10 protein-coding genes are annotated in these 7705 nt (G+C 59.1%); 9 read left to right on the top strand and 1 reads right to left on the bottom strand.

All coding sequences use genetic code 11. The features are described from left to right. The 6 genes from M3436_17670 to M3436_17645 all read left to right on the top strand — a co-directional run. Nucleotides 1-336, top strand: a 336-nt coding sequence (locus M3436_17670) for a RecQ family ATP-dependent DNA helicase (GenBank protein ID MDQ3565848.1), incomplete at its 5' end; no start/stop codon positions are given. Nucleotides 337-501: 165 nt separating this feature from the next. Continuing rightward, entirely contained in the window at nt 502-1905 is a 1404-nt protein-coding gene (locus M3436_17665; GenBank protein MDQ3565847.1) for an amino acid permease, read from the top strand. A 460-nt stretch (nt 1906-2365) separates the two neighbouring features. Then, nucleotides 2366-2959 carry a hypothetical protein gene (locus tag M3436_17660; GenBank protein MDQ3565846.1) on the top strand — a complete coding sequence of 198 codons (594 nt, stop codon included), beginning with the start codon at nt 2366-2368 and terminating at the stop codon, nt 2957-2959. Between the two features lie 166 nt (nt 2960-3125). Continuing rightward, nucleotides 3126-3617, top strand: coding sequence for a YadA C-terminal domain-containing protein (locus tag M3436_17655; GenBank protein MDQ3565845.1), 492 nt, complete (start codon nt 3126-3128; stop codon nt 3615-3617). Nucleotides 3618-3756: 139 nt separating this feature from the next. Next, entirely contained in the window at nt 3757-4308 is a 552-nt protein-coding gene (locus M3436_17650; protein MDQ3565844.1) for an invasion associated locus B family protein, read from the top strand. A gap of 626 nt (nt 4309-4934) precedes the next feature. Continuing rightward, nucleotides 4935-5201, top strand: coding sequence for an IPT/TIG domain-containing protein (locus M3436_17645; GenBank protein ID MDQ3565843.1), 267 nt, complete (start codon nt 4935-4937; stop codon nt 5199-5201). On the opposite strand, the gene M3436_17640 is transcribed toward M3436_17645, so the two are convergent. Next, nucleotides 5178-5408, bottom strand: a complete 231-nt coding sequence (locus tag M3436_17640; GenBank protein MDQ3565842.1) for a hypothetical protein — start codon at nt 5406-5408, stop codon at nt 5178-5180. The two genes, M3436_17645 and M3436_17640, sit on opposite strands and share 24 nt — an antisense overlap. Nucleotides 5409-5577: 169 nt before the next feature. Here M3436_17640 and M3436_17635 point away from each other — a divergent pair, with 169 nt between their 5' ends. The 3 genes from M3436_17635 (at nt 5578) to M3436_17625 (ending at nt 7553) form a co-directional block, all read left to right on the top strand. Continuing rightward, nucleotides 5578-5859, top strand: a complete 282-nt coding sequence (locus M3436_17635; GenBank protein ID MDQ3565841.1) for a hypothetical protein — start codon at nt 5578-5580, stop codon at nt 5857-5859. A 295-nt stretch (nt 5860-6154) separates the two neighbouring features. Continuing rightward, nucleotides 6155-6979, top strand: a complete 825-nt coding sequence (locus M3436_17630) for a TIGR04255 family protein (protein MDQ3565840.1) — start codon at nt 6155-6157, stop codon at nt 6977-6979. Between the two features lies 1 nt (nt 6980). Beyond that, nucleotides 6981-7553: a hypothetical protein gene (locus M3436_17625; GenBank protein MDQ3565839.1), complete on the top strand. Its 573-nt coding sequence runs from the start codon at nt 6981-6983 to the stop codon at nt 7551-7553. Nucleotides 7554-7705 lie beyond the last annotated feature (152 nt).

Raw genomic sequence — 7705 nt, 5'->3', positions numbered from 1 at the left:
GCGCACGACGGTTGTCAGGCCGCGCGGCTTGGCGAGCATTTTGGCGAAACCCTTGGCCGGATGTGCGGGCACTGCTCGTGGTGCCTCGGCGGCCGTCGCCCCGCGCGTCTGCTGGGGCGCCTCGCGGTCACCATCGATGCATCCATCTGGCGCCGGGCCGCAGCGCTGCGCGCCGAGCAGCCGAGCCCGCTCGCTGATCCGCGGGCGTTCGCCCGGTTCCTGTGTGGGTTGACGTCGCCTAAACTGTCGCGAAGCCGGCTAAGTTCCAACGCTCTTTTTGGGGTGTTCGCTCAGGTGCCGTTTGGAGAGGTACTTGAACGGACTCAGGCAGGCTGAGCACCGCCCCCGTGTGCATCGGAAACATCGATCGCGTACTAATCACGTGGCGCTATCGCGGTTTCGATTGGATGCGGGAGCATTGTGACTCGGTTTAGGGAAGCTCTGAAGATTCCGCCCGTGGAAAAAAAGTTCATCCGCGGCCTGAGTCTGCTCGACTCGACTATGATCGTCGCGGGCTCGATGATCGGCTCGGGGATCTTCATCGTCTCGGCCGACATCGCGCGCCAGGTGGGATCGCCGGGATGGCTGCTGGTGGTTTGGATCATCGCGGGACTATTAACGCTGATCGCGGCCTTGAGCTACGGCGAGCTGGCCGCGATGCTGCCTCAGGCCGGCGGACAATATGTGTATCTGCGGGAAGCATTTGGACCGAAGTGGGCCTTCCTGTACGGCTGGGCCTTGTTCCTCGTGATTCAAACCGGCACCATCGCGGCCGTCGCCATCGCCTTTTCCCGCTTCCTTGGTGGCTTGTGGCCCGAGATCTCCCCGCATCACCTGGTGTTCGACGGAGGTTTGCTCGCGCTTCCCGGCGTCGGCGATCTCTCCTTGTCGCTCTCGACCCAACAACTGGTGGCGATCCTTTCGGTTCTGTTGCTCACCGGCACCAATCTCACCGGCCTGCGAACCGGTAAATGGATCCAGGTTCTCTTTACGCTCGCCAAGATCGGGGCCCTCGCCGGTTTGATCGGCTTGGGTTTCCTGGTGGGAAAGCGTCCCGAAGCCGCCCTGCATACCGCCGACTTCTGGACACCGTTCGCGAACGGCGAACCCATCGGATCCTTGGCATTGATCCCGGTCATCGCGACCGCCATGGTCGGTGCCCTCTTCGCCGCCGATGCTTGGAACAACATCACCTTCGCGGCGGGCGAGGTCAAGAACCCCGAACGCAACGTGCCGCTCAGCATGGCCTTCGGTGTGGCACTGGTCATTCTGCTCTATCTTTTGGCCAACATGGTCTATCTCGCTACGCTGCCTCTGGAGGCGATCCAGCATGCCGCCGAGGATCGCGTCGGCGTCGCCGCGGCCGAGGTCATCTTGGGAGAACATGCGCAGACGATCATGGCCATCGCCATCATGATTTCCTGCTTCGGATGCAATAACGGTTTGATCCTGGCCGGGGCGCGCGTGTATTACTCGATGGCCCGCGATGGCTTGTTCTTCAAAAGCATCGGCAACTTGAACAGGTATCGTGTCCCTGGGATCGCGTTGATCATACAAGGCATCTGGAGCGCGGTGCTTACCCTGCCGCGCACCTATGACAGCGCGAGCGGCCAATACAGCAATCTATACAGTAATCTGCTCGACTACATCGTGTTTGTGGTCTTGCTCTTCTATATGCTTACCATCGCCGGGGTGTTCGTGCTGCGCCGGGGCCGCGCCGGCGCCGAGCGTGCAGTCCGCGCCTTCGGCTACCCCATCCTGCCGGCGGTATATATCGGCGTCGCCGGTTGTATCTGTCTGGTCCTGCTGTTCGCCGAGAAGACCCGCCTCAACGCGGGGCTCGGTCTGCTTTTGGTCTTGGCCGGGTTGCCGGTATACCGGCTGTGGCGCCCCGCGCGCGCATAGCGTCCAAATGATACTTCGCACGAGCGACCGGTTTCTCGTTGCTAGGCATGACGCTTGCGAAGTGACCGGCTGGTGTTGGCTAGGCTGGCAAACACTAGGTGGTGGGGACACATTCGAGTGTTTGGGGGGAACATCCAGAGGGGCTAACTCGTTGACAATCACGTATCTGAAGCTTCAGCAGGCGAAGATCCGGACGGAGTAGGATTCGAAGCGCTGCATTCGGTCTATCGAGATTATGACGCCTTTCTGACATCCGGCGCGGCTGCTAACGGCTTTGTCCTGAACACCACCGCTCCGCGCGAAGCCGAGACGACGCTCACACAGATCCGTTCTAGTGCCCCGCACAGCCTTAAGCCTGTTTATCTCGTGCATCCTTTAGTATATGCTGAGAAGTTTGGGTGTCGCGCATAAGTCGCGCGGGAACTAAGGCATGTCAATCTGCTCCGTTGGGAGAGCGCGATTGCTTGGAGTGATGGGTATCGTTCGGGCCGGCGGGCTCATCACTGCCGCCGGGGTTTTTCTTTTGGCCACTTTAATTTTCTTGACGAGTGCCCAGGCCGTCGTCGTCGTGGGATGCGCCGTGCCGCCCTGCGGAACGGGCACCATTCAACCCCTCGAGATCACGACCGGCAACATCGCCAACGGCGCCATCACGACCGCGAAGATCGGCAACACCGCCGTCACAACAGCCCTGATTGCAGACAATGCTGTCACCACTGCGAAGATTGCCAATGGCGCCGTAACGACGGCCAAGATCGCCAACAACGCCGTCAACAGCGCCAAGATCCAGGATGGCTCCGTTTCAAACGCAGACCTGGCGGTCAACTCCGTCGCGACGACCAACATTCAGAACGGCGCCGTCACCAACGCGAAGCTCGGCGACCGACGCCGTCGGCACGACCAATATTCAGAACAACGCCGTCTCGACGGCAAAGATCCAAGATGGTGCGGTCACGAACGCAAAGGTTCAGGACGGCGCCATATCGACGGCCAAGGTTCAGGACGGCGCGATCACAACCATCAAGATCGAGGATGGAGCGGTCACGAATGCTAAGCTTGCCGCGAATGCCGTCGCAACAGCCAACATCCAGGACGGAGCTGTCACTACCGCGAAGGTTCAGGACGGCGCGATAACAACCATTAAGATCCAAGATGCGGCGGTCACGAACGCTAAGCTCGCTACCGACGCTGTCGGCACGACAAACATCCAGAACGGCGCGGTGACCAACGCAAAGTTGGCGACCGACGCCGTCGGCACCACGAACATCCAGGACAATGCCGTCACGACGACCAAGATCCAAGACGGGGCGATCAGCAATCAGAAGCTCGCGCTCAACTCGGTGGCCACGGGCAACATCCAGAATGCCGCGGTGACGACCGACAAGATCGCGCTTGGAGCGGTCACCCATGACCGGCTCGCACCGGCCGTTCAGGCAATGATCGCCGACAACTCTGCAACGATCGCCCAACACGACCAGCGCCTCAACGATCTCGATGCCGGGGTCGCCATGGCGCTCGCGCTCGCGAGCGTGCCCGTGGTTCCTAGCAAGGATGTTTCGCTTGGCTTGGCGGTCGGCAGCTACAACGGCCAAGAGGGCTACGCTGCGAAGTTAAACTGGGTGGCCACCACCAATCTCGTGGTGAGCGGCGGCGTCGGGGCCAACAGCAGAAACGAGGTCTCCGGCGCCATCGGCGTTTCGATCGGCTGGTAGCGAGGACTTTCGGGCGAGGGCCAACTTTGAAGCCACGGACAGTCGCGCTTCGATCTGATAGCCTCCGGCCATGACGGGCTTCCGGCATTTTCCCATTCGCACCAGGGCACCCAGACGTGTGAGCCGCTCCCTTCTGGGCGTGGCACTCGTCTTCTCCATGCCCGCGGCTCTGAGCGGCCCAGCTTCTGCCGGGCAGGCCCGTGCAAAGGCGCCCCTGCAACCCCAAGCGCAATCCCAACCGAAAGCTCATCCGCTGCCAAGGGCACAACCCCAATCGATCACCTTCGGCGACTGGGTTGTCGAGTGCGTGGCCGGCAATGACGGCACGCAGCATTGTCTGCTGCGTCAGACGCTCACCGACGATCAGGGCCGCAAGATCGTCGAGTTCATTGCGGCGAAGAGCGACGGCAAACCCTACCTCGAGGTCAGTGCCCCGCTCGGACTCTCGATTCCCTACGGCATCACTCTGAGAGCGCCGGAGAAGAACGAGTTCAAGATGCAGCTCTTAGAGTGCGCGCCGACGGGCTGCCGCGCCGTGGTGCCCATCGATGACAAAGTGATCGCCACGCTCAAGGCTGCGCGCACGATGGAGGTGATGTTTCAGGACTCGAAATCCGGCAAGGTTTTGACGATCACCGGATCGCTCAAGGGTTTCGCTCAGGGCATCGCCGTCGTGCTTGCAGCGTCGTGATCTGAGGGGATTGCCTCGGCTGCAGGTCGCGACGCTCTCGGTCTTTGTGACGGCAATGAGATATCGTCAATAGTGCTGTATGAGTCTTTTCAGGCGGCGCCCTGCTTAGTATTTATAGGTTGCTTATGCTGCCAATGTTCAGCGGGGAAGTGAGAAGACCCGCCTCATCGGCCTGCTTTTGGTCTTGGCCGGGTTGCCGGTGTACCGGCTGTGGCGCTCCGCGCGCACATAGCGCATCCCGCTTCCCCGAGGCGTTTGGAAAACAGCGCTTCTGACGAAAAGCCGCTTGACGGCGATGCGTAACTATTTCGTATCTTTTGTGAAAAAAGTCACAGAACTCTAACGCTGCACCCGATATTCTAGGTCCCGAGCGTGTTCTTACCGCAATGCGCTCAGGGACGGGACGGGTAAGAGCGTCGGGTGCTGTGGTGGCAAGGGAGTAGGGTGGCAGCACGACAATACGGATACACCTATCCATTCTTTGCTGCAACTGTATAAACAACGGTTGGTAAATATCAGAGGTGGGGAATATGCTCAATGTAACTGCAAAAGCGCTTTTGGTCCTCATTGGACTTACGTCAGTTGGATATACCGCTAACGCCGCTGGGCCGGGTTCGCCGAGAACCGTGCCACCGGTAATACTCAGTGCCATGGTGGACTCCAACGAGCACACGATGGTCATTTTCGGCAATTATTTCGGTACTGTGCTACCGACGGTAAGATTGGGCGATCGCGTCTTGAATGTCGAAAGCTTTTCTCCGAACCAGGTCATAGTAACGCTGCCGCCCGCTATCCAGCCGGCGACGTATAGTCTCACGGTGACGGCCAATCGGCCTTATCCATCGACGTCCAGCCTGTTTAGCGCGGCCTTATTCGCCACGGCTGATCGATAGACCGGCAATTCCGGCGGCGCGGTTGAGCGAGGCGAGCGCGCCGGTACGCTCGAACAACGCGCGTTTTTCATCCGCGGTGTGGATAACCTCGGTGGTATGCAACATGGCGCCGGTGTGTATCGTTAGGTGCTGCTCGAGGCGCGCGGCCAAACGGCCGCGCCACGCCTTCGGCTGGCAATGGGTCGCGTGACGGTGAAACCGTAGCATCCATTCGAGTACGCGCTGAAATTGGCCGAGTGATTCTCCCTATCGCCATCGAAGCGGCGGCGAGGATTGGAGGGATGAAAGCTACCCCGTACGGCTGGACTGGACACCCTGTAACTTTGGCGGGGAGCGGCCTTGGTTTTGCTGCCCGGCTAAGAGATGCGGGCGGCGCGTGGCAATTCTCTACGGCGGCGGAATATTCGCCTGTCGGCACTGCTACCGGCTGGCCTATGAGAGCCAGCGGGAAGCGGCGCGTGATCGAGCAATACGCCGGGCGCGGAAAATCTACGCCAGATTAAGCGGTGATCCGAATTGCCTTGGTATGCCGGATAAGCCCAAGTGGATGCACTGGCGCACTTATCAACGGCTGTCCGCCGAGGCAGAAGGCGCCGAGCTACGATCATGGGCGGGCACCGCGGAAAGGTTCGGGCTGCTGCGAGACATAACCGCATGAATCTGTTTCGCAAAATCGGGGAGCAGCTTTGACCCGAGCGCCTGGCCGGCGTAAAAACCGGCTGTTAGTGGATCGCTTGAAACTACTCGCCGGACATGGGGGGTCGTGCCCGGTCGCGGAGCTGAGCGGCGGCCCTGCGCGGCGGCGGGCAGCTTTGACAGCTCGCCGCCTTCGTCACCCTCATACCCATGTAGCGCTATATGGCCCCCCCATTGAAGCCGCCTGTCGATGTGCTATATAGTGTGTTTATCGAGAGCTATGCCTAACTGCAGCTTAAAGTCGTTTTGGATCGGCCATGTTTGAGTATGCCGAGCGCGACCTTCCCAATTTCGACAACCCCCCTGTCGTAGAAACTGTCCTTTCCGTTCAGTTCGAAAAGCTCGCGGCCGTGCGATCGGTGCATTTCGGGCTCTTCTGGCAGCGTGTCCGCGCCCGATTTCCACATACCGAAGATCACCCTGCTCTACCTCACGTTCTAGAAAAGTCCGCCGAGGCCTTATCACGGGGCGTTCAGTTGCGCTTCGAGGCTCAGGAGACTCTCTCCCCGCAGCGGCTTTGGTTATTGAATAGCACCGGGACAGAGATGATTCAGATCCAGAATGATCGCTTCATCAAGAACTGGCGTAAAAATGACGACCAACCGGAGTATCCCCATTACGAGCCCGTGATCAAACCTGCGTTCGAGCATGACTATCGGGAGTTTCAGGCTTTTCTTGCCGACGAAGGGCTGGGCGAGACAAGGGTCAACCAGTGTGAAGTGACCTACGTCAATCACATTGTCGCCGGCGAGGGATGGAACACGTGGGATGAAATCGAAAAGGTCTTTACGTTTTGGAGGCAACCCAGCGCTCCGACATACCCAGGGAGAGCAGAGGATCTCGGATTTCGTGCACGCTTCCCGATCTTGGGTCCTAGCGAGGAATGGATTGGCCGCCTGCACGTGGACGTGCAACCGGCACGAACGATTCGTGATAACAAGCCGATGTACGTGATGAACCTAACCGCGAGAGGTATTTGGGGTAATGGGGTTGACTTCTTCGACATCGGGCGTCGATGTGTTGTGAAATCGTTCAAGCAACTCACCACCCTACAAATGCATCAAGTCTGGAGGGAAAAATAGCATGAACGCAGTTGCGGAGAAAACGTATGAAGGAGCCAGCGCCTTTGCTTCTCAGTTGCGGTACCAGGGGAGCAATGCCGCGACCACTCAGCATGCGGATGTGTTTGCACGCCGACAAAGAATTCCGCCCGCTGTGTCGCTACCAGAGCCTAAGTGCATCAATGTGTACCTCCCGATTGGCGATCAAACTGTTCTACTAACCTATCTCGACGACGGCGCGGGGTTGCCATCATGGGTCCTACCCGTACTGAGTTCACTGGCTGTACGCTGGGGTCTGCAGCCAGGATGGGATAGTTACGATTCCAAGCCCACAAATCGCCAGCACGTCGTCCGGCTGCTCAACCACCTCTCTGATTTACTGATCGATAGCTCTACCCCGCCCGTAATTACTCCGCTATCGAACGGTGGCGTGCAAGCCGAGTGGCATCGGAACAACCAGGATCTCGAAATTGTGGTGCCTGCCGGCGAACCCGAAAGGTATTATTACTACAACGCCACCACCCGCGAAGAGGAAGAAGAAGAGCTGGGTCCACAACACTTAGCACACGTGCGCGACCTCATTGCTCACGTCTGATGCGCACACCACATGGCAAAGACGACGCTAGCCCGGATTTCTCACCGATAGCCAAGAAAAAGGCCGTATCTCGTGGCATAATATGTGTTCGATCAGCATGTTATGCACAATGACGAGGACGGCCTTATGGAAACACAGTGTAACGGGTGGCG

Source organism: Pseudomonadota bacterium (genome assembly GCA_030859565.1).
GTDB lineage: Bacteria > Pseudomonadota > Gammaproteobacteria > JACCXJ01 > JACCXJ01 > USCg-Taylor.
This window is presented reverse-complemented; position numbering and strand designations above follow the sequence as displayed.

Excerpts from the sequence above, each read along its gene's own strand:
- M3436_17665 (MDQ3565847.1), top strand. The coding sequence starts at position 502 with ATGATCGTCGCGGGCTCGATGATCGGCTCGGGGATCTTCATCGTCTCG.
- M3436_17640 (MDQ3565842.1), bottom strand. The coding sequence starts at position 5,408 with ATGCTACGGTTTCACCGTCACGCGACCCATTGCCAGCCGAAGGCGTGG.
- M3436_17630 (MDQ3565840.1), top strand. The coding sequence starts at position 6,155 with ATGTTTGAGTATGCCGAGCGCGACCTTCCCAATTTCGACAACCCCCCT.
- M3436_17625 (MDQ3565839.1), top strand. The coding sequence starts at position 6,981 with ATGAACGCAGTTGCGGAGAAAACGTATGAAGGAGCCAGCGCCTTTGCT.